We start from the raw sequence: 24,379 nt of genomic DNA on the forward strand, positions 1-24,379 counted from the left end.
CCCCGCCCCGCCGGAATTTCAGTAGTCCCTCAGACCCAGGAGCTTGGAGGACTCTCGTCCCTTGCCGTTCAGAAAATCGGTTATCGAGCGGGAATTTTACGACATGAAATTAGTTATCCAAGGCAAAAATTTTGAGATCACCGACGCCATTCGTGACTATGTTGAGGAAAAAGTTGAGAAAGCGGTGAGCCATTTTGAAACATTGACGACTGAAGTTGATGTTCATCTGTCTGTCGCCCGCAATCCTCGTATTTCTGCCAACCAGTCCGCTGAGGTGACAATTTACGCCAATGGAACCGTCATCCGCGCTCAGGAAGGAAGCGAATCCATGTATGCCAGCATTGACTTGGTGGCAGACAAGATTGCTCGTCAACTCCGTAAATATAAAGAGAAACGCAATCGCAAGTTGCACACCCAAGGCAAAACCGCCGAAGTTTTGGCTGAAGTGGTCTCGAACTCCGATGGTGTGACGGAAGACTTGATTGGCGATCGCGCGGTGGAACTTCCCTCTGAAGTGGTGCGGACGAAATACTTTGCCATGCCGCCGATGACCGCTGAAGAAGCCTTGGAACAGCTACAACTGGTGGATCACGATTTCTACGTGTTCCGCAATGTGCAAACCGGTGAGATCAATGTGATCTATGAGCGCAACCACGGTGGGTATGGTGTGATTCAACCCCGTAAAGCCTCAGAAAATGGAGCCATGAACCCTCAGGAGATGTCGAAAGCCTCCTAGCTAGCTAAAGACCCGCCCCCCTCCATCGACTTGGATTGAGAGGGGGGATTAGAGCTTAGGCAAGAGGTTTACCACAGAGGCACAGAGGACACAGAGGAAGAGGAGGGGGAAGGGGCAAGAGGGATGGAGGTCTAGAGTTGGTAGGGACTCGGTTGGGTGACGTCGCGGCTGGTGCGTTTGCTTTTGGATTGAGATTTGGCTTTAGAGGCACTGCGGCGGAGAGCGTCTAGGCGTGTTTCGTATTGTTTGCGTAGCCGCTTTTTGGGAGTTTGTTCAATCAGGGTTTTGAGGGCACTCCCCAAACTCTTGTAGGCGTTGGGCAACGTGTAGCCGAAACGGGTGGCTAGGGCGATCGCCTTGTCGTCGGCCTCCAATAACTCTTGTAAAGCCTTCTCACTATTATTCTTCTGATAGAGACGATAGCCGGACACGCCACAGAGTCCTAAGGCCAATAGAAGTAATACCCCATCCTGAACCCAGAGTTCTCCCACGGCCCCACCGAGACCAATGGCCAACGCTGCCATTTCCCAGCCTTCCCGGGGAATGGTGTCATTCTGAATCCGGGCGACCTCATGCCAAAATAACAAATTGCGCTGGTCAAGGGCTAAATTCTCCCATTTGACCAAATCAATGGCAATTTCTACCTCATCCCGGCTCAACTCCTCGCAACGAACCAGGGGAGGGTCAATTTCCGTGGTTTTCTCGACCGTTACCCAACTTTGCAGTTCAGGGGGTAACAGTCCCCGGAGACGGCGCAATTCATTGATTTCAGCTTTCGCAGCTGAGGTGACATAGGAGGTCATAGGACAAAAAATATGGCAGTAGTCGCTAAAGGTGATGCGATGACAGTCGGAGCCTGTTAGGTCAATCCTAGCAAATTACCAGCGTTTTGAGCTTTGCCAGGCCCAGAGCAGTCCCAGGGCGATCGACAGCAACATCCCCAACCACAGAACTAACCCCGGTAGGAAGCTCAACAGCGTCAAACCTCGCAATACCCAAATCATCAGGGTCAACGCCACCACAGTGACGAAGCTGCGGAATAGCAGAGAGTCGGACAAAATACGCATAGGGACTAAACCGGCATTTGGGAATTATTATAGCGAAACGGACAGTTGATATGAGACGATAGCCGTCTCTGACTGCGCTAAGCTAAAGGCGAATAGCCCCCAGCCCCTTTGTTGGATCACACTCATGCGACGCTCCCGCTTTCGCTCAGCCCTGATGTTTTGCGGACTCCTCCTGGGTAGTGTCATTCTGACCCTGAGCCTGCCCGGATGGAGTGCCGAAAGGATTACGGCCAATTACAGTCTCTTTGAACGCTCGGTGTCGGTGACCGCTCTGGAAACCTATGCCCGGACTGGAAAAGTTGAACGGGATCTCGCCCCTTATATCCGTTTTGCCCCACCACAACTGCGGGAGACGATTCGTGAGGCCCTATCGGCCCGGGCAGAGGTGGATGCGGTGGCCGTGTCCCAGTTTCTCTATACCCCTCAAGGGGAAGCCTTATTACAGCGGCTTGGAGAAGCGATTCGCTTGGGGTCTGGGGGGTCGGGATATTTTGGCTTGCGTTCGGCTCTGATTTTAGCGGCAGCTGATGAGGCTGAGGGCCTAACCCTGCTCAATGTCCTCCGTCATTTTCCCACGAATACGGTGCGTTTGGACTTTAACCAAACCCTACGCATGGCCCAGGAGTTACAGACATTAATCCGGGATAACAATCAGGCGGTGGCTAGCGTCGCCAATCAGTCCTTATTGGAGGCTGAAGCCAACTCAGGGGTGATAAGTTCCCTGCGCAATCTTACCCGTTTAGGAGACTATTCCTGGGAAGTGACCTCATTGAACCTACGCGATCGCGAGCGCGCCCTCCCCTGGGGCTATCCTTTAATAGTGGATCTTTATCTACCCCGCCAGGTTCTCTCCGCCCCAATCGTGGTAATTTCCCATGGCTTAGGATCGAATCGGGAATCCTTTGAATACCTAGCTGAACACTTAGCCTCCCATGGCTTCGCTGTCTTGGTTCCCGAGCATTCCGGCAGTAGTGCCCAACATATGGATGCCCTGCTACGGGGACAGGCCCAGGAAATCGCCCGTCCCCAGGAATTTCTCGATCGCCCCCTTGATGTCACCTTTGCTCTCAATAGCCTAGAACAGCAAGCCATCACCGATCGCCAATTGAGCGATCGCCTCGACTTTAAACGAGTGGGAGTCATTGGCCAGTCCTTTGGCGGCTACACGGCCTTAACCCTCGCCGGGGCCAGTATAAACTTCCCCGAATTACAAAATCGCTGCGGAGAAAACCAACAACGCCAATCCTGGAATGTCTCCCTATTTCTCCAATGCCGGGCCCTAGACCTCTTCGCTACCGCCTCGGACAACCCACTCAACTTCCGAGACCCACGAGTGCAAGGCATTATCGCCCTCAATCCCATTGGTAGTGCTTTGTTTGGGCCCGAAGGGTACGGAGATATCCAGATTCCCGTCATGCTCCTAGCGGGGGGGGCGGATACCGTCTCCCCGGCTATCGCTGAGCAAATTCCCCCCTTTAGCTGGTTAACCACTCCCAATCGCTATTTTGTCTTACTTCCCGAGGCCACCCATTTCTCCGTCATTGGCACCTCGGAACGGGACACAGTCACCCTGCCTGGGGATATTATCGGCCCCAATCCACAGGTGGCCCAAAGTTACGTCAAAGCCTTGAGTTTGGCGTTTTTGCAAACCCATATTGTGGGTAATTCAGAGTTTGCTGCCTATCTCAATGCCGCCTATGCTCAAGAAATGAGCCAGGAACCCATCAGCTTGTTCTTAGTGCAAGGGGATTTCGATAGGTTCCGTGAGGCTGACTCCCTAGCGAGTCGTCATCTTTAAGAACGTTGTGAGGCATCCGAGGGCGATCGCCGTTGTTTTTCCCGCTCAATTTCCGCCTGGAGCGTTTCAATCTCCCGGCGTAGACTGGTGATAGTATTCCCCGCATCAGTCTTGACATTCACCGCACCTCGGGCATCATCATGGAGGTAGTCTCCGGCACGAATGCGCTGATACTCCGCCGAATAGGCCCACTGGCGGATATAGTGCAGACGCTCAACCGCGAAGGGGTGAGTGGCAATGGTCTGAGGTCCGTTGTAGAGGAGAAACTTATAGACTTGATTCAATTCATCGCGATCTAACGCTTGGTAGCGTTCCGCTTGACGGATAAACTCAGTCATATCCAACTCATGGGCATATTTCTGACTTCCCCCCGCCACAATCATCAGGGTTTGCGTCACCGTATCTAGATTATCCGTTGCCAACAAGGCCGCGCGATCGGCCGAGAGTTCCGCTTTGCGTCGCCATTCATAGAAAGCATAGAGTAAGCCACTGCTGATGACATTCCCCATGCCGAAGGTAAACTCGCCCACAAATCTAGCCGTCGAAATCACCCACATCGCCATCTGACTCAGAATCGTATGGCCACATTTGAGATGCCCCAGTTCATGGGCAATCACCGCCTTTAACTGGGCTTCATCCATCGCATCGAGTAAGCCAGAATTCAGGGTGATGGAGGGGTGGTCTTGCCCCAGGGAAAAGGCATTCAGTTGGGGATTGTGGGACACAAACAGCAGCGGTTCCGGGGAAATGTCCAAGGCCCGCACCGCCTCACGGAAGAGTTGATAGACCGTGGAATACTGCCGGGGCCCCACCTGAATATGATTTCCCGTCAGAAAGACCTCTTGGGGACGTTCATAGACATATTCGATAAACTTGCGGGCCACTCCATCAAACCCCGCTAAGTTACGCAGGGCCTCTTCGGCTTCGCGATCGAGGGGATGACGGAAGGCATCACTAGAGAGTCCAGGATAGTCAGGCATAACGTGGTTGTTGTCTTGTTCGATGGGTCTCATACTCCTTTGTTGTATCCTGTTTCGATGGGGTTTGACTCCCTCATCGGGCAGAATTTCACCACAAGCGGTTGCCATTTTCTGACAGCTTGCTAAAATAATCCCTATAGGAAACTGCGACGTTGGTGACTGCCAATATTGTTTTACGATCTATACTTGTCCTGTATGAGGCCCTCAATGTGCTTGTGGCTCGGTATGCTAACCTCGCGTTAGACTCCTGGAGCCGGAGACAAAGGGCTGAGGAACCATCTGGGTTATAGATGGATTCCACTGTCGCATACAGGTCGGAAGCTGAGGTAAGACGGCGTTGCGGTTTTCTTTTTCTTAGGCCTAGATTTCGGGAATCGTTACTCCGAAGTCTGAGCCAACGGTCATGACAGCCATCCCCAACGGCGGCAGAGTCCAGGAAAACCCGGTAGAATGAAGTCTTAACTATCAGTTCTATCAATTCTGTTGTGACAGTACAATCTCCCTCCTCTCAGTCTTCTTTACAACGACAGTTTTGGACATGGCGTGGACAGTCCATTGCTTATACAGTCAATGGTGAGGGCCCCCCTCTGGTTCTCATTCATGGCTTTGGGGCTTCGATTGGTCATTGGCGGCAGAATATCCCCGTCTGGGCGGAGTCCGGGTATCGTGTCTATGGGTTAGACTTGCTCGGCTTTGGTCAGTCGGCAAAACCCCCATTTGACTATTCCATTGAGTTATGGCGAGACCTCTTGGCGGATTTTTGCCAGGAGTTCATCGCTGAACCCACAGTCTTTGTGGGCAATTCCATTGGCGCCTTATTGGCCTTGGTGATGGCGGCCCAGTATCCAGATTCTACCCGAGGGGCCGTCTTACTCAACTGTGCTGGGGGCCTCAATCATCGCCCCGAGGAATTGGCCTTCCCCCTACGGGTGGTGATGGGGACGTTTGCGAAGTTGGTGGCCTCGAAAACCTTGGGACCCCTGATGTTCAACCAGGTTCGACAGCCGCGACGGATTCGTAACACCCTCTATCAGGTTTATGGCAACCGAGAGGCGGTCACTGATGAGTTAGTGGAACTGTTGTATACTCCCTCTTGTGATTTGGGGGCGCAGCAGGTGTTTGCCTCGATTCTCTCGGCCCCTCCGGGCCCAAAACCTTCAGAGTTGCTAGATTCGGTCATCTGTCCGGTGTTAGTGCTTTGGGGAGAAGATGACCCCTGGACACCGGTAAAAGGGGCGGACATTTATCGCCAGTGGGGAGAACGCCATCCGGTGGAGTTCCATTCCATCCCCAAAACGGGTCATTGTCCCCATGATGAACGCCCAGACGTGGTGAACCCCCTAGTCCTAGACTGGCTAGAGCGTCAGGTGATGGGTTAGGCTGGCTGGCAATGGCCTGGGTTTCACTGACTGGGTTTAATTTGAAGATATGGGAACGGCAAGCTATGGCCAGGGGAAGGCTGGGTCAGGCTTGCTGTTTCTGAGTGCTATCAGTCGATATGAGTAGAATGACGAAAACAGAACAATCTTGGTGGGAAAAGGGAATTATTTATCAGATTTATCCCCTGACTTTTGCAGATGCTAATGGTGACGGAATTGGTGATATTCAGGGTATTATTCAGCGGTTAGATTATCTCAATGATGGCAATCTGGAGAGTGAGACCTCTTTAGGAATTAATGCGATTTGGCTGTCTCCTATCAATGAGTCGCCCATGATGGATAATGGCTATGATGTCAGCGACTACACCAAAATTTGCCCGATGTTTGGGACAATGGCGGATTTTGAGCAGTTGCTTGAGGAATGTCATCGACGGGATATTAAGGTCATTTTAGATTTAGTCCTCAACCATACCTCGAATCAACATGAGTGGTTTTTAGAGTCACAACAGAGTCGGGAGAATCCGAAGGCGGATTGGTATTTGTGGCAGGAGGGCTATAAGGATAATCTACCGAATAATTGGTTGTCCTATTTTGGTGGCACCGGTTGGACGTACTGTGAGAGTCGAAACCAGTATTATTTTCACACGTTTAATAAGAATCAGCCGGATTTAAATTGGCGCAATCCTGAGGTTCGAGAAGCGATGTATGGGGTGGTTCGCTTTTGGTTGGATAAGGGTGTAGATGGCTTTCGGTTGGACGCATCTAGTGTTTATAGTAAGGATAAATACTTCCGCGACAATCCGTTAAAGTTTGGGACAAATGATAAGAATGAGTATAATAATTATCATCATCTCTACGAGAAAAATCTGCCTGAAAATCATGAGATTGTTCGCGAGATTCGCTCAATTTTAGATGAGTATGGCGATCGCCTCTTGATTGGGGAGACGTTTATCGATAATCGTCTCTATGAATCCACAAGGTTTTATGGCACTCAGAATGACGAATTGCATTTGCCGTTTACCTTTGAGTTTGCCTTTAGTCCCTGGTATCCGGGGTATCTACAACGGGAAATTGAACATAAGGAATTGGTGACACCAGCGGGGGCGCAACCGGTGTACTTTTTCGATAATCATGATATCCCGCGCCATCTCTCCCGCTGGGTGGAATGTAGTCTCTGTATTGATTCCCATGCGATCGCCCAAGCGGCGGCGGCCTTATTACTCACAGTACGAGGCACACCGGTCTTGTATTATGGCCAGGAACTGGGCATGGTCGACCATCAAGAGATTCCCCCTGAGAAGTTGCGGGATAAGGCGATCGCCCCGAGTACCAGTGGTGAAGTCCCGGAACAGCGGGATGGTTCCCGAACCCCGATGCAATGGGATGACTCCCCCCAGGCGGGGTTCAGTTTCGGTAAAGACGTAGAACCCTGGCTCCCGCTGCACCCCAATTACAAAGACTTGAATGTGGAGGCGGCCTGGAAAAACCCCGATTCCTTACTCAACTTCTACCGGCGTTTGATTCAGCTGTATCAGAAACATCCCGCCTTGCAACGGGGGAGTTGGCGATCGCTGATTCACTACCCCCATGAACATCTAGTCTATCTGCGGGAAACCGAGGAGGAGTCGATTTTGGTGTTAATCAACTTCTCCTTCCAAAAATCCCTAGATTTAGATGTCCCCCTAGAGCGAGAGGATTGGACCGTGTTATTGTCCAATCACTACGATACCGGGGCAATTATGACCATTCCTGAGACTCTACAATCCTTTGACATCTGCCTATTCGGCAAATGGCAGGATGGGGGCGATTAACGATCCGATAGAGGACTCTCCCAATCGATGGTAATCCCATTCTCAAACTTACGCTCTAACTCCGGTTCCGGTTCCGGTTCCGGTTGGGGGGTTGGAGGTGGGTTTCGTTGGGCATCCCAACTGCGAATTAACCGCTGGGCTTCACTGTGGGCCTCGGCATATCTAGGGATGCGTTCGGCAATCTCGATCGCCCCACTTAAACTATTCCAGGCCCGAGATTGAGCCAGTTCCAGGAGTTGCCAACTGAGATTACGAATGAGCTGATCCGCATCGGGCCGTTGACTGGCATTAGAACTAATACTGTTGGCCGTGCGAATGGCTGATTCCAGGGATTCAGCAGAACCATTGTCTGCCAGACGATAGGCCTGATTGAGGAGATCGCGATCGCGCAGGGCACTGTTCCAGCGGGCGATTGCTGTTTGCGCCTCCCCAGAAAGGGTGCTGGCAGAGGGAATTTGCTGGGCGGTGGCGATCGCTTCCTGGAGATTGCCGGCGTTCGCCTGACCTTGCGCCCGATTAAGAATGGGGCGATCGCGCTGTTCACTGATTGTCCGTTGCCAGCCACTAATCTGAGTTTGGGCATCATTATATAGGGCCCGTGAACTACCAATTTGTTGCGCCTGAGCGATCGCCTGTTGATAGTTGCCCTGTTGAGCCAGGGCTTGCGCTCGTTGTAAAATCGGTTGGTCTTGACGGGTTTGCAGTTGGGTGCGCCAGCGATTAATCTCCTCTTGAGCCTGATCATAGACTGGCGTGGAATTAGAGATGAGTTCTGCTTGAGCAATAGCCGTCGTTAAATCTGTGGTACTTCCAGTACGGGCAGTATTACGGGCCCGTTCCAAAACAGCCACCTGATCAATAGCCCCTTGCCACTCGCGGATGCGAGTTTGAGCGCGACCATAGAGAGGACTATTGAGGGGAACCCGCTGTGCCTGAGAAATGGCGTTTTCTAGATTTCTCACGCTGGGTTGCCAGGCCATAAACTCACCCCGAGCTAAGACCACAAAATCATTCGCCTCCTCTTTTAACTGGGTGCTGGCTGGAACCCGTCGAGCGATGGCGATCGCCTCTGTCAAGTTTTGGGCATCAAGTTGGGCCTGAGCTAGATCTAACATCATGCGTCCAAAGTCTTTTAAAGCATCTTGGGCACTAGAATAGGCAAAGGAGTCTAGGGCAATGCCTTCAGCCATGCCAATGGCTTCAAGTAGATCATCTAGGGTGCGACGGTTAGCCCGACTACGAGCATTGGCCAACTTATTAGTATCATCCCGGGCCTGTTGAACCTGCTTACTAATGTTCTCCTGCCTTGTTACCCGCCAATATTGGTTTTCCACCGAACGTAGGCGATTAGTCGCGGAAAAAGCTAAATTCCAGCGACGGTTTTGCAGATGATCCTCAATTTCAGCATAGATATCTTCTGCATCCGTCCAAATCCGCTTCCAGTCCTCAACCCGCTGTTCAATGACCGGTTCAATCGCGGTTCTAGCACTCTCAGATAGTTCATAGGTGGGAATGCGCCGGGCCGTATCGATCGCTTCCGTGAGTCGTCCTTCATGGAATGAGGTTTCTGCCAACTCGAGGAGTTCTTGAGTCCATTCCTCAATTTGGGCATTGATGGTGGGCCGGAGGCCGTGGTCCTCAGGAAGTCCACTAACCAGGGCGATCGCCTCAAGGATATCGTCCACCGTATTTTTACTGGCTGCCAACTGTCCACAATAGAGACGCATTGAGGCAGAGGCGGTGGGCCAAAAAATACGAGGACAATTGGGGACACTCGGTAAACTCAGCAGCATCGCCGAGGCAGTAATTGCCGTACCAATAGTTCCAACACCAAACAGAAGCGTCCAGAACTGCCAGCCGGGGAGCCAGGATGTCCAAGAGCGTCGAGGAGGTCGACGGGGGACCGGGGGGGTCTCTGGGTAAATTCTCTGAAGTCCCGCCTCCGGTTTTCGGAGCGATCGCGCCAACGATAGGTTTGTTTTTTTCCTCATCACCAAAACCCCTTTAACTTGAGCGGCTGTGATCGCCACGAGCGATCCAGATGGCCGGTCATCACCGAGGTTATCCTAACATTGTCTTTTCGTCGGGATCACGTTAAGGCGAAGCGACGGCGACGAACTCGATTGGGGTCTAGGGTGACCACCACCTCATCCCAGGGGAGCGATCGCACTGTTTCCTGCCACACATTGGCTTGATACACCCGTTTATGAGTCACATCCAGGGCCGTCAGCCAGCCGCTTTCCAGGGTATAGACTCCCGTATCAATCCCCAACCAACCACAGCCTTGAACGAGCTGACCGCACTGCACCCCAGGGAACGTAAAGGTAATGGTATGACCAATGACGATCAGCTTATCCACAAAATAGGGGGTGGTTTGACGATGGAAGACATCACGAATCCAACAAAACTCTTGACTGGACTGTTGTTCCAGAGGACGATGAGGGTCCACCCCGGCATGAGCCAACCAAATATCTCCCCGGTCTCGGTAGGTTGGCAGAGATTCAAGCCAATCCAAATGATCGTACATCAGGCCCGAGTTAGGATAGCTTTCCAAGGTCATATCCCCCCCGCCACTGAGCCAGAAGTCAAAATAGCGGTCATCCTCTCGGCCGTAGACCAAGGCTGAAAGCATCATCTCCTCATGATTGCCTCGAATCGCATGATAAGACGGATGAGACATAACCAACTCAACCACCTGACAACTGGCAGGACCGCGATCAATCAAATCCCCAAGAAAATCGACGCGATCGCCATCGTGTAGGTGGAGACTGTCTAAAAGTCGTACTAGGGTATCGTAATGACCATGAACGTCACCAATTACGATTTGTCGAGAGTCGGTTGACATCGGAAGAGTCCTTTGAGGAACAGGATCTGGGAAGGTTAGGGGGAATTTTTGGCTTCATCATCGTCGTACTCAACAAGAGAGTCGCCCTAGTCCAAGTATATCGACTGTAATCCTTCATAAAACATTGATGATCTAAAGTTTTGATGAGGATCGGCTGAAATGAATCCCCATCCCCAACCTAAATTCTCTGGGAGAGTCGTTATAGAGATAGCCCTTTGGCTGCCAGCCAGTCCGGGTTATACAATCGTGATTGATAGCGAGAGCCACTATCGCACAAGACCGTCACAATGGTATGACCTGGCCCCAGTTTCTTGGCTAAGGCAACCGCCGCCCCGACATTAATCCCAACTGAGCCCCCCATAAACAGGCCATCTTGACGCAGAAGTTGATAGATCACTCGTAGGGCTTCAGTATCGTCGATTTGAATGGCATCATCAATGGGAGCACCGTCCATGTTGGCGGTAATACGACTGTTGCCAATTCCTTCGGTGATGGAACTCCCGCTGGTGTCAATTTTGCCGGTCTTCACATAGCTGTATAAGCCACTCCCCATCGGGTCTGCCACCACACATTTGACCTGGGGGTTTTTCTCTTTAAAAAACATAGCTGCCCCCGCATAGGTGCCCCCAGTTCCGGTGGCGGAGACCCAGGCATCAATTTTGCCCTCAGTTTGGGCCCAAATTTCTGGGGCAGTGGTTTCATAATGGGCCCGACGGTTGGCGAGGTTGTCAAACTGATTGGCCCAGATGGCGTTGTCCATTTCCTCCGCCAGACGACCGGAGAGTTTGACATAGTTATTAGGATCGCGGTAGGGAACGGCCGGAACGGGTCGCACTTCGGCTCCCAAGGTGCGGAGGGTGTCCATTTTCTCCTGAGATTGGGTCTCTGGGATGATAATTAGGCATTTATAGCCTTTGGCATTACAAATATGGGTTAGGCCAATCCCGGTGTTACCTGCCGTTCCTTCCACGACGGTTCCCCCAGGTTTAAGATGTCCCTGAGCCTCGGCATCTTCGATAATATAGAGAGCGGCTCGGTCTTTGACGGAGCCACCCGGATTAAGAAATTCGGCTTTTCCAAGGATTTCACACCCTGTTTCCTCACTAAAGCTGTTGAGACGAATCAGGGGAGTGTTCCCGACAGTGCCGACAAAGCCGTTCTGGATATCCATAAATGATGTAGATGTTCGGTAGGGTTCGATTGGGAAAACCGCCCAACTGAGGTATGGCCTGGATTTGCAGCTCTCAACCCAGAGCCAAGAACCCGAGGCGGGGGCTGTTGTTATTCTATCGGCTTCAGGGTTGAGATTAAAATGAGTTCTCAAGGAGACGGATATGAAATTAAAGCGATCAACTCAGGTGTTGTTGCTGTTGGCGGTAATTTTTGGCGGTGGGGTGCTGTTGTATGAGGGGGCGGTTGCCCCAGAGTTTGAACGTCAACGTCAAGAGGAACAACGGGCCTTTCGCTTTCGGGCCAGTGCGATTCGCCAGATGACCCTAACTCGCTCTGACTATACGGTGCAGTTAACGAGACTCGATGAGCCGTTGCAAATTCCTTCAGAGGATGAAACTCGCTTCAGCACCACAGAATGGCAGTATGTGATGCTTGAAAATGGTGACCCCCAGGGAGAGGCAAATCCGGCAAATGATGCCTATGTCTCGTTTCTGTTGATGGTCTTGGACAATGCTCGCAGCGATCGCCCCATTGTGACGACGGCGGATAATCTGGGGGAGTATGGGTTAGACAATCCCCGCGCTCGCCTCAGGATTGAGTTGGATGATGGTGAGGTTCAGGAATTATGGGTGGGCGATCGTGATTTTACGGGTAGTTTTGTCTATGGATGGGTTCACGGGGGAGATGAGGCTCTGGGGAACAACCCAGATGAGGAGGCTGAGGAAGACGCCGGCGACTCCCGTGAGGTGTCTGTGATCCTCTTACCCCTCAATGTTGAAAATGCGGTCAATCGCTCCCGGGACGATTGGCAGGCTCAACCCCTTCCAGCGGCTCCTGATGAGGACATACCACAGCCGGAGATCCCTGAACAGGAGACACCTGAAGCCGAGGTTCCCGATGAGGACTCGCTGGATGGGGAACGTGAGGAGGAGGCTGAACCGGAAGCGGGAGACGCGCCTGAATCTCCAACTTCAGAGGAACCCGACTCCCCAGACATGGACGAGAATGGCAACTAATCGTCCGGTTGTTCCACCCCTTCTGCCCGTTGTTGAGCCACTTGACTATTTTGGCGATAGAGTTGAGTGCGATCGCGGGCGGTCTGGTAACGGGAGTCCTCCGGGGGAACTTGGGCCATCAGATCAGCGGCCCGTTGCCATTTGGCAGCTAAATCCAACCACTCGGCTCGACTTTCTGCCGTTTGTCCAGCAAATGAGGCTTGTTCCGCTAAGGTAACCGCTTGAGCAAAGGGGTCCACTTGAGGGGGGGGAGCGGGGGACGTCTCAGCAGGGGTTGGGGGGTCATCTGCGGGTAAATCCGTTGAGTCTGGGGGAGAGGCGGCCATCCAAGTCCGATACAGCCAGACTCCACCGAGTAAGAGTAGCAGAATCAAAATAAGGCTACCCATCAAGAGTTGGCGATCGCGATCCTGATTCCGAGGTTGAGAGGGTTGTAGCCGTCGCGGTAGAGCCACTTTACGGGGGCCAGCGGGCTGACGCTGGTGACTCAGGGCGCGTTTGAGAAGATTGGGACGACGGATAGAGATCGATTTTGACCACAGAAGCTGATTCTCAGGATCGCGACGAATCTCATCGAGCCAGAGGAGTTGTTCTTCTCGGGCCACCCGACAGTTCACATTCACCCGACGAATGCTACGGGGAGAAATACTTTCGAGTAAGGTTTGAATCCGCTCAACCACCTCATCCACATCCAGGCTTTGAGCCTGGGGAGACTCACAGAGGAGTTGCAACCAACCCTCGGCAAACACGGCCCGAGTGCGCACCCCGAGATCCGTCAGGTTATCATTCAATACCTGGACAATGGCAGCAATGCTCCCCTGACGGGCTTGCTGAACAATATTGTCTGCTGGATCAACTCCACGAGGCGATCGCACAAACGGGTCTTTCACGTCGTTTTATCTGAACTATGACCAACTACTGCCCTCAATCCTAGCAGGACTCTCGGCCAATTCCCCTCTTCTCTAAGGTAGAAATATTGTCCTGGGGGTAAACAGACCGCTACAATAAGCAGTGCCATCCATGAGTCAGCCGACGGTTTAACGGTTTTTGACTCGGTGCGCTCATTTCATTTGTTGTTCTACGTCCATCTCAACCCATGCTGCTAAAATCCACCACCCGCCACATTCGCATTTTTACGGCTGAAATTGACGGGAGAGATATTGTCCCGAGTCCTGATAAGCTCACCATTGATCTCGATCCGGATAATGAACTGGTGTGGAGCGATGAGGCGGTGCAACGGGTGTACGACAAATTTGAGGAATTGGTAGCCGCCAGTGCTGGTCAGGATTTAACGGAATACAATATCCGCCGTATTGGTTCAGATTTGGAACATTTCGTGCGTTCGATGTTGCAACAGGGAGATCTCAGCTATAACCTGGGTGCGCCGGTTCGCAATTATAGTTTAGGACTGCCCCGAGTGGATGAAAACGAAAACCCCCTAATCCAGTCCCCCGGTTAGGACAGTTTCTCGGCTGTTTTTTCTAGTAGAAACTGTCTATTCCTGAACGTCAACGGGTCAGTCTGGGCCTAAGCTGAAGACATCCTACTCACATAGGGAGTCAGTTTGAGATGACTTCAGAAAAATTTCGCCGCCAACTTCGGCAGGAGTCGGAGGTTTGGTGGCGTGAAGGTTTGATTGATGCAAAATTCTATGAGACTCTGGCGACTCGCTATGAGTTTCGTGACATTGAGGTTAATGCTCGTAGTCGCTTTACGACTATCCTCATTAGTCTGGGGGGCATTCTCCTGGGCCTGGGGGTGATTACCTTTGTAGCGGCCAACTGGACGGTTTGGAGTCGTGAGCTTAAGGTCATTCTGTTGATGGCAACGTTTTTAGCCATCAATGTGATTGGTTTTTATCTATGGCGATCGCCCGTGGAAAAGGGGACGAAAAAACTCGGGGCGGCTCTATTACTGATGGGGGGGTTAACCTTGGGGGCGAACATCTCCTTAGTGTCCCAGATGTTTCATCAGAGTGGAGAGATCTATGAACTCTTTTTAGTTTGGGGGCTGGCGGTTTGGTTGATGGCGTTGAGTTTAGCCATGCCGGCCCTGAGTATCTTCTCAGTGCTGTTGCTGGGGTTTGGCTATTTACGGGGGGTGTTCGATACGGTAACCGCCCAAGATTTGACGATCTTCCATTTGGGGATCATCCATATGCCCCTATTAACCTTGGCTTTGATTCTGCCTCTGGCTCATCGTAGTCGCTCCAACTTGACCTTTAGCTTGGGAGGACTCCTCTTTAGCCTCTCCTTCTTCTTTAATCTGATGGCGATCGGCAGTTGGAGGAGTGAGACAGCTATTGTCCTCCCAGCGGCGCTTCTCTGGGCTTATAGCGTCCAATCTCAGAAAAAATGGTTTCAACCCTCATTTCAGAGTATCGCTCGTAAAATTGCCTTAATTTGGTTGGCTTTGGTGTTTTATGTCTTGTCGTTTAACGGCTGGGCATCGGTGTCAATTCCCGAAGAGATGTTCCGCCTTTCTTTAGGGAGTCATTTGCTGGTTGACCTTCTAATCTGTTCGACTCTGACGATTTGGCTGTGGTTGAAGCTCGCCCGTCAAGGGTCTCAGTTTAGTTTGCTGCAAGAGCGATCGCTCAATACTGGGGTCATCCTGGGGATGTTACTCCTAACGGTGGGGAGTCTCTACACCCATTTAAACGTGACCCCTCTGGTCGTTTTAGGTCCTTTATTATTCAATATTCTCTTTTTTGTCCTCTCCATTGCCGCCATTCGTGATGGACTCGCGTTAGGGAGTCGTCGCAGTTTTTGGAGTGGCATGATCCTCCTTATTATTGGGATTATGACCCGTACTCTGGAATACGACACCGCTCTAATGACCAAGGCCGTCGTGTTTTCCGCCTGTGGCGTCGGCGTAATTTTGGCTGGACTCTGGTTTGAGCGCAACATCCACCATCAGACATCTAGATCTCATCCTCAACTTCAGGAGCACAACTCATGACACAGGATTTAATCCCCAATGCTGCCGAGACTCAAGCGGAAAGTCAGCTAACTGAGCAACCCCGTCGTTTTCCCCAATGGCGCTTTTGGTTGCCCTTACTCTTCCAAGGATTCCTGATTCTAGCGGTTCCGGCTCGTGATGCTCATACGGTCATCACGGGAACTCCGGTGGTTTTACAAACAGCACCGGTTGACCCCTATGATATTTTGCGGGGCTATTATCAAACCCTGAGTTATGATATTTCCCAACGCCATCGCTTAGAGGAACTTCCTGGGGGTCAGGAACTGTTTAATTCTCCTCTACATGGCGATCGTCATTTTGACTTTTACGTGATTCTGGAAGAACCCAGCGAAACCGCTGCCCCCGGAGAACGCCCCCTTCCCTGGGTTCCCATTGAAGTCAGGGCGGAGCGTCCTCAAGATTTACCCGCGAATCAAATTGCCCTACGAGGACAATATCGCAATTGGCAAATTCTCTATGGGTTGGAACGGTATTATATGCCGGAAAACCAGCGCAATGACATCAACGACAAAATTATGCAGATTCAAGCAGAGGAACCTGAGTCGTTTGTGGTGCAAATTAAGGTGAGCGATCGCGCTCATGCGGTTCCCATTAGTTTGTGGGTTGGGGAGGAGAATTATGAGTTTTAGGCAGAAGAAGGGAACAGGGAACACCGGAGAACCCACCCCGCCCTCCGGGCACCCCTCCTTGGAGGGGAAAGGAAAAGAGGGGGTAGGGTGCGTCCCGGCATCAGCTCATTTTGGACGTTAACCACTCGGCTAAAACTTGCCGGAACGCACCGCCGACGACAGTAAGGGCCATCACCCCTGATTGCGATAGTAATGTTCCCAGAATTTGTGCCACCACTCTTTCGGTTGTTGATGCTCTCCATCATAGTCTGTGGGCCGGTGAGTGCGATCGCCCACCACCAAACTGCCCACATAATCGGCATCTTCATAAACACGGTTAATTTGTGCCTGAATGTCCTGCACATCCTCCGCTGACAACACCCCATTATCGGTGGCTTTGTAAAACTGCACGGTAACGCGAATGGGAAAGTCAGGATGCCGTTCAATCGAAAGTCCAGCGATTTCCCTAAAGGGCCCCTCCGGTTCCCCATGGCCAATCACCGCCTCTTCAATGTTACTGAGATCCATCGCCTCCTCAGGGGCCGCCATCAAGACAGGCATATCCAACATTTCATAGAGTATGGGTTCTTTTTGTTTGAGGGGAACCTGAATCACCATGACCATGTTCAGTCCTGACTCCCCAGCCGCTTCTGGGGTTGGCCCATCAGTCGGTTCTGCGTCTGAGGCTTGCTGAGCCTGAAAATCGCTCAGACGCTCTCCGGTGAGTCGGGCCCGTTGGCCGTTTTGGTTAAAAAATAGTGGTTGTCCCCACATGGGCCGATAGGGGAGATCATCCTCGTCCCGGTTGTCGATAATGGTAATACTGGTTCCTTCTCGGGTGGCGAGAAGGGTGAGGACAGCGGGGTCGCCGGGATAGGACTGATAATTGAACAAAACTGGGTTAAATTGGGCTTTGTCTCCTTGAGGAATGGGGAGAAAACAGGCCTGGGCGCTCACGAGAACATGAGTATCCCGTTTGGCAAGCAGGGAGGGCATTTCACTGGCCCAAGAGTCGGGATTGTGGAGGTAGTTCGGTAGATTTTCTAAGACGTCCCGCAAGGATACCCGCTCTAAGTCTCCCCCATTGTGATTCCCCACCAGCAGATGAAACCGATTCAGGGGAATATCGGCGGTTAAATCACTAAAGTTGGGATGACGGATAACGGGCATTAAATGTTGTTCATAGCGCCGCAGTTCTGGGTGATAGTGCCGGACTTGAATGGTTAAATCGCTGATATTGGGGCCCACGGCGGAATTCTCATAGCGGGCGCTGTCTTCCCACATGACATTGACGATATTCAGTCCGTATTCCCTCACCTGAGACTGGGCGCTGTTATTGCGAACCATTCCAGTGGTTCGTTGGATAATTTCACGATACTGCTGATAGGCATCCAAGGCATCGCGATCAGCTTCACTCATGGCCTCAGGATTAGGAAGGTTAGGGTGGGAATTGGAGCTGGCCAAGGCCGACAGACTCACACCTAAGGCGGCACAACTGGCTAGGACAATGGCACGTTTTCTCATGGGGACTTCCTCAAGAGGGAATAGGGAAACCTCTTGATATGTCCCAACCTAACCTCTGTTGTGGCAATCTCATCTGAGTTTTGCGAAATTGTTACTCCCCAGGGTTTACCCCTGACTGGCCTCCAACCAGGTTTTTAGAGTTGAGACGACTTGGGAAATCTCCAGTTCTTGTTTCTCCTGGGTGGCCCGTTGTACCACTTCAACCTTGCCGTTGGCGATCGCCCGCCCGGTAACCACGCGATAGGGAATCCCCATCAAGTCGGCATCTTTGAACTTGACGCCGGCCCGTTCCTTGCGATCGTCGAGGAGGGTTTCCACTCCGGCGGCGTTGAGTTCTGCATAGAGTTGTTCGGCCACCTGCATCTGTTCTTCGACGTTGATATTGGGAACGGTAATGATGGCATGATAGGGGGCGATCGCCGGATTCCAAATAATGCCATCCTTATCATGAGACTGTTCCACGGCCGATTGAGCTAAACGAGAGACCCCAATTCCGTAACAGCCCATCACCAGAGGATTGCCTTTGCCATTTTCATCGGTAAACACGGCGCCTAGGGCTTGGGAATACTTGGTTCCCAATTGGAAGATATGCCCCACTTCAATGCCTCGGGCGGTTTGTAGGGTTAACTGGGGGTTTTTCAGACAGCGATCGCCCGCCATAGCCTTATCTAAATCCAACAGCGGCGGACAGGTAAAGGCATCGCCCCAATTGGCCCCCACCACGTGATGGCCCGTTTCATTAGCACCTGTAACGAAATTTGTCAAGTCTTTGACGGTATTATCTCCTAAGCGTAAAAACTTGGGATGAACCTGTTTTTGGGACTGAATCCAATCATCTCCTAAATCCGGGGCAATGTAGCCGAGGGGGAGAGGGTTTGCGGCCCATTTTTGTTGCGCTTCAGCATCAGGAACTTCCAGAGAAATGAGGGCATTGGCTTTATAATCAGCGGCGCGGCGAGTCAGTTCATTTTGCAGTTTTACATCATTGACATCGCGATCGCCCCGAATACTGACCAAGACCAAGACCGTCAATCCGGTATCATAAACGGCTTGATAGAGAACATTTTTCACCACCTGAGTCGGCGAACAGTTGAGCATCTCACAAACCGAGGCGATGGTGGCGGTGTTGGGAGTATCTCGTTTCTCGTAGCTGCTGAAGGGGGAGGGTTCGGCGTCGGGGGGACGGGAGACCGCTTTTTCCACGTTGGCGGCGTAACTTCCATCCTCAACATAGAGAACTTCATCTTCCCCGGCCTCCGCCAGAACCATAAACTCTTGGGAACCGGACCCGCCAATGGCCCCAGAATCAGCTTCCACGGCTTGGAAGGCTAAGCCACAGCGACGGATGATATTGCGATAGGCCTGGTCCATGTCGGCGTAGGTTTGTTTGAGGCTGTCCTCGTCGGTGTGGAAGGAATAGCCATCCTTCATAATGAACTCCCGGCCGCGCATCAAGCCGAAGCGGGGGCGAATTTCGTCCCGGAACTTGGTTTGAATTTGATAGAGATGGAGGGGAAGTTGGCGATAGGATTGGATACAGTCGCGGGCGATCGCGGTAATCACTTCTTCATGGGTGGGTCCGAGTCCCATCTCTCGGCCTTGGCGATCGCTGAGGGCGAACATAATCCCTTCTGCCTTAGTATAGGTCTCCCAGCGTCCGGACTCTTGCCATAATTCCGAGGGTTGCAGTTGGGGAAGTAGACATTCCTGGGCCCCAGTGGCGTTCATCTCCTCCCGGACAATGGCGGACACCTTCTGCAACACGCGCCACATCAGGGGGAGGTAGGCGTACACGCCACTGGCGACTCGTCGGATGTAACCGGCCCGCAGCAGGAGTTTATGGCTGGGGATTTCTGCCTCGGCGGGGTCTTCGCGCAGGGTGACGAGGAGCATTTGGGACAGTCGCATGGGGTTTGGCTGAGCTTAATGATGGGCGTTTGTTATCTTACTACGGTTTTTGGGCTGTCTGGGCCGCCAGTTTCGTCCTCATGTCTCCGTCTCGTCAATCAGCTTCCATATGGCTTGTCATAGGGGCTTGGCCTCCGACAATACCCGCTCTTTAATATAATGGTGCAACGACTTAGCGGTCACCACATCCACATCTCGCCCTAAAAAGTCCTCTAAATCGTGAATCAACCCCACCGGAAACCACGGCGTAATTTTTTCTAAGTTGCGGCAGCTTGTAGATTGTTGTCTTAATTCTAAATGGGTTTGAGCCGCAACACACCCTACCGTGACTCATTGATAATGGACTTTGGCGGCATGAATTCGAGGCGGGATCATAACAATAAATAGGCAGCGGTAGGGTGCGTCCCGGCTTCGTTCAATTCTTGGATTTTGGCAACAAGATTAAGCTAGCCGGAACGCACCGATTCGGGAACCCGACGACAAATACCAGGATATATCGATGATGAATCCTTGCCAGATTATCAAGCCGGTGCGTTGCGGCAGCTTGTAGATTGTCGTCTTAATTCTACATGGGTTTGAGCCGCAACACACCCTACCGTGACTCATTGATAATGGACTTTGGCGGCATGAATTCGAGGCGGGATCATAACAATAAATAGGCAGCGGTAGGGTGCGTCCCGGCTTCGTTCAATTCTTGGATTTTGGCAACAAGATTAAGCTAGCCGGAACGCACCGATTCGGGAACCCGACGACAAATACCAGGATATATCGATGATGAATCCTTGCCAGATTATCAAGCCGGTGCGTTGCGGCAGCTTGTAAATTGTTGTCTTAATTCTAAATGGGTTTGAGCCGCAACACACCCTACCGTGACTATTATTCTGCCCTGTCCCTAACGGGCGATCGCCCCCACCTTCCGCAAGGCCTCAACCGTAGAAATCACATGCTCCGCTACCCGCTCAATCTCCTCTAAGGTATTAAAACGGCCAATCCCAAACCGCACCGACGCATAGGCCAACGACTCCTCACGGCCCAACGCCGCCAACACATGAGAGGGTTCAATCTTCACCGACGTACAAGCTGAACCCGACGACACCGCCATCACTGGCTGCAATCCCAACAACAACGCCTGGCCATCCACCCCCTCAAAACTGACATTCAAATTCCCCGGAAGTCGCTGCGTCGGATGACCATTGAGATAGATTCCCTCCAACACCGAGAGTCGTTTCCATAACTGCGATCGCAACTCCCGCAACCGCGCCGACTCCTCCTCCATCTCAGCCAATCCTAACTCCACCGCCTTGGCAAAGCCGACAATCTGCGGTGGATACAGCGTCCCCGATCGCATCCCCCGTTCATGGCCACCCCCATGCAACTGGGCCGCTAACCGTACCCGAGGATTGCGTCGCCGCACATATAACGCCCCAATTCCCTTCGGCCCATAGACTTTATGGGCCGTCAGAGACATCACATCAATACATTGGGCCTGAACATCCAGAGGAATTTTACCAATCGCCTGGGCCGCATCCGTATGAAAACGAATCCCGCGATCGCGACAAAGTTGTCCAATCTCCGCCAACGGCTGCAACACACCAATCTCATTATTGGCCGCCATCACCGAAACTAAAATCGTATCCTCCCGCAACGCCGCCGCCAACTCCTCTATATCCACTAACCCATCGGACATCACCGGAAGCCGCGTCACCTCAAACCCCAAGGATTCCAAATAATCCATCGGGTCTAAAATAGCATTATGTTCCGTCGCCAGCGTCACCAGATGCCGTCCTTGACTGAAATAGGCCTCCGCCACCCCCTTGAGGGCCAAATTATTCGCCTCCGTGGCCCCACTGGTAAAAATAATCTCCTCAGGAGACGCATTAATCGCCGCCGCCAGCGTCTCTCGGGCCTGTGTCACCGCCGCTTCTCCCTCCCAGCCATAGTGATGGTTAATACTGGCAGGGTTGCCGAAATACTCGGTAAAATAAGGCAGCATCGCCGCCAACACACGCTCATCAACGGGAGTTGTGGCGTGAGCGTCGAGATAAATCGGGCGTTGTTGGAGTGGAGACATCAGCCGTACAGTTCCCAAAACATCACATCTATTTCTTTATGGTAGGGTCCGGAGTCAGTTCTGCACCAACTCCCCACAGTGGCTATCACTGGGATGGGGAAAGTCGCAAGTTCTTTGAAGGTTGGTATTATCGCGTCACCCTTCCTGAAGCGGGGGAAACCTTCGCGTTTATGTATTCCATCGAAGATCCCCTTGGCGGCGAATCCAACAGTGGCGGCGGTGCGCAAATTCTTGGCCCCCGTGACGAATATCTCTGTCGGACGTTTCCTGATGTGAGCAAGTTCTGGGCCTGGAAAAAGGGACTGGGCCTGGGCCATTGGGGACAAACCTCTCTCACCATTCCCCCTAAACTCATCGATCGCGATACCTTTGAGGCTGAGGTTAAACAAGGCTATCAGGCCACCGCCACCTGGCATCAAGGGCAACTCTATGACCCCGGCAGCGGCCATCACTGTACCTGGCAATATACCATTGAACCGGTCTATGGTTGGGGCGATCGCCAATCCACGGCCGGCTGGCTATCATTTTTAGAAATCTTTGAACCCGGTTGGCAAATTCTCATGGCCCACGGTTGGGCCACCGGATGGATTGACTGGAACGGAGAGCGTTATGAGTTTAACCGAGTTCCCGCCTATGGAGAAAAGAACTGGGGGCGATCGTTTCCGCAAAAGTGGTTTTGGTTTAACTGCAACAGTTTCGACGGCGAACCCAATTTAGCCCTCACCGCTGGGGGTGGCCGGCGAGAGGTTCTCAGTTGGATGGAATCGGTGGCCATGGTGGGGATTCATCATGAGGGGCAATTTTATGAGTTTGTTCCCTGGAATGGAACCGTTACCTGGGAAATTGCACCCTGGGGATTTTGGAAAATGCAGGCCTGGAGTGGAGACTTGGAAGTCACACTGACGGGAACTACGGAGGAACCCGGAACACCCCTGCGGGCCCCAACTCAGGAGGGCCTGGTTTTCGCCTGTCGGGATACGATGAAGGGCCAGGTTCATCTACAGCTTAAACAGCGTCGTCAGGGCCGTTATGAAATGCTATTAGAGGCGACGAGTTCTCAATGTGGGTTAGAAGTTGGGGGTGGCCCTTGGAATGAGACTTGGATTGTGGATTAATGGGTGAGCCAGAAAAACAAATGGTGTTTTCCGGGTTCAGGATGATCAGGAAAATTTGTTGCAGATTATATTCCCTACCGTAGGGGCGAAAAATCCCCTCCTGGGAGGGGTGGGGGTGGGTTATGCCCCTACAGTTGGATACCCAAGGCAACAAATCTAAAACTAATTGTCGCCCTTAACGGTTACGGATTCAAAAACCCCATTACCAACTCATTCAACGCCACCATATTAATTAAGAACGCATCATGGCCATGGGGCGACGATAACCATTCTAACTGGGCGTTGGGCATCCATTGCGCTAACTCCTGCTGGTCCCGAGGGGGATAGAGGAGATCCGAGTCGATCGCCACCACCAGCGTCGGTTGGGCGATCGCCCCCAAGGCCGCCAGATAATCCCCCTCTCCCCCGGAAACATCATGACGATCCATCGCCTCCGTCAACGCCACATAGGTATTGGCATCAAAACGCTGGACTAACTTCTGTCCCTGGTACCGTAAATAACTAGCGATCGCAAACTCCCCATCCTCCTGAATCTCTCGCCCAAAGCGTTCTTGAAAACTAGCCGTGGCCCGATAGGAAATCATCGCCATCATCCGGGCCGCCGCTAACCCCGTAGTGGGGGGTGCATCTTCCTCATAATTGCCATTACACCAATTCGGATCGGCAAAAATCGCCTGACGCTGGGCTTCACTTATGGCAATACACCAGGACGAATGTCGTCCCGCCGCTGCAATCGAGACAATCCGTTCAACATAATCTGGATAGAGTTTTCCCCATTCCAAAACCTGCATTCCCCCCAACGAACCGCCAATGACAAACTTAAGTTTCTTCACCCCCAACCCTTGCAATAATCGCCATTGCAGCCGCACCATATCTCGAACTGTAATTGCCGGAAACGCCCGGCCATAGGGTTTCCCCGTCGCTGGATTGAGAGAAATCGGTCCCGTGGTTCCATAACAACTTCCCAGGACATTACTACAGACAATAAAATCGCGATCGCCATCAAACGTCCGCCCCTCTCCAAACAGCGGCCCCCACCATTCATCCGCATCCGCACTTCCCGTCAACGCATGACAAATATGCACCGCATTATCACCTGATTCATTGAGGGTTCCCCAACAGCGATAGGCCACTTCAACGTCCATTAATTGCTCACCCGACTCCAATGAAAAGGGTTCCGGTAGCTGATAAGTTTGAGTCTGGGGGGAGATTAAATGGCGGTATTTCATTAGAAGAAGGCAAGAGGCAATAGGCAAGAGGCAAGAGGCAATAGGGTTACCACAGAGACACAGAGTACAGGTCGGATGAGGAGGAAGAGGAGGGGGGGAGAAGGCAATAGGCAAGAGGCAATAGGCAATAGGGGGAA

General features: G+C 52.2%; 20 protein-coding genes. 9 read left to right on the forward strand and 11 right to left on the reverse strand.

Features of this window, described 5'->3' with window-relative positions; all coding sequences use genetic code 11:
• Positions 1-103: 103 nt before the first annotated feature.
• The gene (gene hpf / locus NEA10_RS08805; protein ID WP_252664970.1) at positions 104-736 is read left to right on the forward strand and encodes a ribosome hibernation-promoting factor, HPF/YfiA family; all 633 of its coding nucleotides are present in this window, start codon (positions 104-106) and stop codon (positions 734-736) included.
• A gap of 131 nt (positions 737-867) precedes the next feature.
• On the opposite strand, the gene NEA10_RS08810 is transcribed toward hpf, so the two are convergent.
• Positions 868-1,539: a DUF3318 domain-containing protein gene (locus tag NEA10_RS08810; RefSeq protein WP_252664971.1), complete on the reverse strand. Its 672-nt coding sequence runs from the start codon at positions 1,537-1,539 to the stop codon at positions 868-870.
• 75 nt (positions 1,540-1,614) lie between these two features.
• Complete coding sequence (locus tag NEA10_RS08815) at positions 1,615-1,803, reverse strand: hypothetical protein (RefSeq protein ID WP_252664972.1); 189 nt, start codon at positions 1,801-1,803, stop codon at positions 1,615-1,617.
• A 124-nt stretch (positions 1,804-1,927) separates the two neighbouring features.
• Between NEA10_RS08815 and NEA10_RS08820 the strand changes: the two genes are divergently transcribed.
• Positions 1,928-3,601: an alpha/beta hydrolase gene (locus tag NEA10_RS08820; RefSeq protein WP_252664973.1), complete on the forward strand. Its 1,674-nt coding sequence runs from the start codon at positions 1,928-1,930 to the stop codon at positions 3,599-3,601.
• Here NEA10_RS08820 and NEA10_RS08825 read toward each other — a convergent pair.
• Positions 3,598-4,581 carry a M48 family metallopeptidase gene (locus NEA10_RS08825; RefSeq protein ID WP_252664974.1) on the reverse strand — a complete coding sequence of 328 codons (984 nt, stop codon included), beginning with the start codon at positions 4,579-4,581 and terminating at the stop codon, positions 3,598-3,600. The two genes, NEA10_RS08820 and NEA10_RS08825, sit on opposite strands and share 4 nt — an antisense overlap.
• A gap of 485 nt (positions 4,582-5,066) precedes the next feature.
• On the opposite strand from NEA10_RS08825, the gene NEA10_RS08830 reads away from it, so the two are divergent.
• The gene (locus tag NEA10_RS08830; protein ID WP_252664975.1) at positions 5,067-5,960 is read left to right on the forward strand and encodes an alpha/beta fold hydrolase; all 894 of its coding nucleotides are present in this window, start codon (positions 5,067-5,069) and stop codon (positions 5,958-5,960) included.
• A 128-nt stretch (positions 5,961-6,088) separates the two neighbouring features.
• Complete coding sequence (locus tag NEA10_RS08835) at positions 6,089-7,771, forward strand: glycoside hydrolase family 13 protein (protein ID WP_252664976.1); 1,683 nt, start codon at positions 6,089-6,091, stop codon at positions 7,769-7,771.
• On the opposite strand, the gene NEA10_RS08840 is transcribed toward NEA10_RS08835, so the two are convergent.
• From NEA10_RS08840 to NEA10_RS08850, 3 genes are all read right to left on the reverse strand, one after another.
• A complete protein-coding gene (locus NEA10_RS08840) occupies positions 7,768-9,762 on the reverse strand; it encodes a chromosome segregation ATPase (RefSeq protein WP_252664977.1) in 1,995 nt (664 codons plus the stop codon). The two genes, NEA10_RS08835 and NEA10_RS08840, sit on opposite strands and share 4 nt — an antisense overlap.
• A 98-nt stretch (positions 9,763-9,860) precedes the next feature.
• Positions 9,861-10,616, reverse strand: a complete 756-nt coding sequence (locus tag NEA10_RS08845; RefSeq protein WP_252664978.1) for a metallophosphoesterase family protein — start codon at positions 10,614-10,616, stop codon at positions 9,861-9,863.
• A 199-nt stretch (positions 10,617-10,815) separates the two neighbouring features.
• On the reverse strand, positions 10,816-11,787 hold the full coding sequence (locus NEA10_RS08850; RefSeq protein WP_252664979.1) for a cysteine synthase A: 972 nt from the start codon (positions 11,785-11,787) through the stop codon (positions 10,816-10,818).
• A 163-nt stretch (positions 11,788-11,950) separates the two neighbouring features.
• On the opposite strand from NEA10_RS08850, the gene NEA10_RS08855 reads away from it, so the two are divergent.
• The gene (locus NEA10_RS08855) at positions 11,951-12,805 is read left to right on the forward strand and encodes a DUF4340 domain-containing protein (RefSeq protein ID WP_252664980.1); all 855 of its coding nucleotides are present in this window, start codon (positions 11,951-11,953) and stop codon (positions 12,803-12,805) included.
• On the opposite strand, the gene NEA10_RS08860 is transcribed toward NEA10_RS08855, so the two are convergent.
• On the reverse strand, positions 12,802-13,695 hold the full coding sequence (locus tag NEA10_RS08860; RefSeq protein ID WP_252664981.1) for a hypothetical protein: 894 nt from the start codon (positions 13,693-13,695) through the stop codon (positions 12,802-12,804). The two genes, NEA10_RS08855 and NEA10_RS08860, sit on opposite strands and share 4 nt — an antisense overlap.
• A gap of 206 nt (positions 13,696-13,901) precedes the next feature.
• On the opposite strand from NEA10_RS08860, the gene NEA10_RS08865 reads away from it, so the two are divergent.
• The 3 genes from NEA10_RS08865 to NEA10_RS08875 all read left to right on the forward strand — a co-directional run bounded on the left by NEA10_RS08865 (position 13,902) and on the right by NEA10_RS08875 (position 16,416).
• Positions 13,902-14,264: an NAD(P)H-quinone oxidoreductase subunit M gene (locus NEA10_RS08865; protein WP_252664982.1), complete on the forward strand. Its 363-nt coding sequence runs from the start codon at positions 13,902-13,904 to the stop codon at positions 14,262-14,264.
• A 110-nt stretch (positions 14,265-14,374) separates the two neighbouring features.
• Positions 14,375-15,766, forward strand: coding sequence for a DUF2157 domain-containing protein (locus NEA10_RS08870; protein ID WP_252664983.1), 1,392 nt, complete (start codon positions 14,375-14,377; stop codon positions 15,764-15,766).
• Positions 15,763-16,416, forward strand: coding sequence for a GDYXXLXY domain-containing protein (locus NEA10_RS08875; protein WP_252664984.1), 654 nt, complete (start codon positions 15,763-15,765; stop codon positions 16,414-16,416). The genes NEA10_RS08870 and NEA10_RS08875 overlap by 4 nt, the downstream gene beginning before the upstream one ends.
• A 171-nt stretch (positions 16,417-16,587) precedes the next feature.
• Here NEA10_RS08875 and NEA10_RS08880 read toward each other — a convergent pair whose 3' ends face one another.
• The 3 genes from NEA10_RS08880 to NEA10_RS08890 all read right to left on the reverse strand — a co-directional run bounded on the left by NEA10_RS08880 (position 16,588) and on the right by NEA10_RS08890 (position 21,898).
• Entirely contained in the window at positions 16,588-17,919 is a 1,332-nt protein-coding gene (locus tag NEA10_RS08880; protein ID WP_252664985.1) for a hypothetical protein, read from the reverse strand.
• Between the two features lie 105 nt (positions 17,920-18,024).
• Positions 18,025-19,827 carry a proline--tRNA ligase gene (proS, locus tag NEA10_RS08885; protein WP_252664986.1) on the reverse strand — a complete coding sequence of 601 codons (1,803 nt, stop codon included), beginning with the start codon at positions 19,825-19,827 and terminating at the stop codon, positions 18,025-18,027.
• Between the two features lie 892 nt (positions 19,828-20,719).
• Entirely contained in the window at positions 20,720-21,898 is a 1,179-nt protein-coding gene (locus NEA10_RS08890) for a cysteine desulfurase family protein (RefSeq protein WP_252664987.1), read from the reverse strand.
• Positions 21,899-21,936: 38 nt separating this feature from the next.
• On the opposite strand from NEA10_RS08890, the gene NEA10_RS08895 reads away from it, so the two are divergent.
• Entirely contained in the window at positions 21,937-23,013 is a 1,077-nt protein-coding gene (locus NEA10_RS08895) for a tocopherol cyclase family protein (RefSeq protein WP_252664988.1), read from the forward strand.
• 182 nt (positions 23,014-23,195) lie between these two features.
• Here NEA10_RS08895 and metX read toward each other — a convergent pair whose 3' ends face one another.
• A complete protein-coding gene (gene metX / locus NEA10_RS08900) occupies positions 23,196-24,242 on the reverse strand; it encodes a homoserine O-acetyltransferase MetX (RefSeq protein ID WP_252664989.1) in 1,047 nt (348 codons plus the stop codon).
• Positions 24,243-24,379: the final 137 nt, after the last annotated feature.

Origin of the sequence: Phormidium yuhuli AB48, assembly GCF_023983615.1 — a bacterium.
Lineage (GTDB): Bacteria > Cyanobacteriota > Cyanobacteriia > Cyanobacteriales > Geitlerinemataceae > Sodalinema > Sodalinema yuhuli.